A 1,338-nucleotide genomic window follows, 5' to 3' on the forward strand; every position below is an offset into this window, starting at 1 on the left:
ATTAATGGTGGAGCCTAGCGGGATCGAACCGCTGACCTCCTGCGTGCAAAGCAGGCGCTCTCCCAGCTGAGCTAAGGCCCCATTTTAAAAATAGATCACTTACTTATATTAACTCAAATCAATGTGCTTTATTTCACTCTCGTAAAAAGTGGTCGGGAAGACAGGATTCGAACCTGCGACCCCTTGGTCCCAAACCAAGTGCTCTACCAAGCTGAGCTACTTCCCGTTAATGGCGCGCCCGAGAGGAGTCGAACCCCTAACCTCTTGATCCGTAGTCAAACGCTCTATCCAATTGAGCTACGGGCGCATGGTGCCGAGGGCCGGACTTGAACCGGCACGATAGTCACCTACCGCAGGATTTTAAGTCCTGTGTGTCTGCCAATTCCACCACCCCGGCATGGCAAAATATTCTGGAGCGGAAGACGGGATTCGAACCCGCGACCCCCACCTTGGCAAGGTGGTGTTCTACCACTGAACTACTTCCGCAAAAAACTTTGGTGCGGGTGGAGGGACTTGAACCCCCACGTCATAAGACACTAGATCCTAAGTCTAGCGCGTCTGCCAATTCCGCCACACCCGCAAAATGAAATTGTTTTGTTTTCGCAATTAATCAAGTTTATCTTACTTCCGCAAAAAACTTGATGAGCCATGAAGGATTTGAACCTTCGACCCTCTGATTAAAAGTCAGATGCTCTACCGACTGAGCTAATGGCTCACTAATAAACTTGTTAATGATGATTGAAAATGGTGCCGGCCAGAGGACTTGAACCCCCAACCTACTGATTACAAGTCAGTTGCTCTACCAATTGAGCTAGGCCGGCTTGAATGGTGGAGGATGCAGGGCTCGAACCTGCGACCCCCTGCTTGTAAGGCAGGTGCTCTCCCAGCTGAGCTAATCCTCCACTAAATAATATTAATATACAAGCCTGGCGACGTCCTACTCTCACAGGGGCGCGTGCCCCAACTACCATCGGCGCTGGAAAGCTTAACTACTGTGTTCGGTATGGGAACAGGTGTGACCTCTCCGCCTTTACCACCAGACCTTATATCTTATTTTAAAGACAAGATATATTATATTAACATTTACTCAAAAATGCAAGTGCTTTTTTAAAGTAATTCTTACACCTTGAAAACTAGATAAGAATTGACAATCAAACAAACACGTTTAACGCAATCTAGCTACAGCTCCTAGAAGCTAGCGTATAGTTAATCCATCATTTCGCACTCAAAGTTCAGAGTACTACATGCTGTCTTATCTATCCGTACGCTTCTGATCAGTCGCTTCCGCTTTTTAATATAGATAAGTCCTCGATCTATTAGTATCCGTCAGCTGCACGT

Annotated in this window: 9 tRNA genes and 1 rRNA gene; all 10 read right to left on the reverse strand. The window is 46.9% G+C overall.

The window, feature by feature from the left end:
• Positions 1 to 5: 5 nt before the first annotated feature.
• Positions 6 to 81: transfer RNA gene (locus ACI6MV_RS24825), tRNA-Ala, on the reverse strand.
• 68 nt (positions 82 to 149) lie between these two features.
• Positions 150 to 226: transfer RNA gene (locus tag ACI6MV_RS24830), tRNA-Pro, on the reverse strand.
• A 4-nt stretch (positions 227 to 230) separates the two neighbouring features.
• A tRNA-Arg gene (locus ACI6MV_RS24835) sits at positions 231 to 307 on the reverse strand.
• A 1-nt stretch (position 308) separates the two neighbouring features.
• Positions 309 to 397: transfer RNA gene (locus ACI6MV_RS24840), tRNA-Leu, on the reverse strand.
• Between the two features lie 14 nt (positions 398 to 411).
• Positions 412 to 486, reverse strand: a tRNA-Gly gene (locus ACI6MV_RS24845).
• Positions 487 to 495: 9 nt separating this feature from the next.
• Positions 496 to 580, reverse strand: a tRNA-Leu gene (locus ACI6MV_RS24850).
• A 62-nt stretch (positions 581 to 642) separates the two neighbouring features.
• Positions 643 to 715: transfer RNA gene (locus tag ACI6MV_RS24855), tRNA-Lys, on the reverse strand.
• 30 nt (positions 716 to 745) lie between these two features.
• Positions 746 to 821: transfer RNA gene (locus tag ACI6MV_RS24860), tRNA-Thr, on the reverse strand.
• A gap of 5 nt (positions 822 to 826) precedes the next feature.
• A tRNA-Val gene (locus tag ACI6MV_RS24865) sits at positions 827 to 902 on the reverse strand.
• A 22-nt stretch (positions 903 to 924) separates the two neighbouring features.
• Positions 925 to 1,041: ribosomal RNA gene (gene rrf / locus ACI6MV_RS24870) — 5S ribosomal RNA — on the reverse strand.
• Positions 1,042 to 1,338 lie beyond the last annotated feature (297 nt).

Origin of the sequence: Radiobacillus sp. PE A8.2 (genome assembly GCF_045635475.1) — a bacterium.
Classification (GTDB): Bacteria; Bacillota; Bacilli; order Bacillales; family Amphibacillaceae; genus JBJGXI01.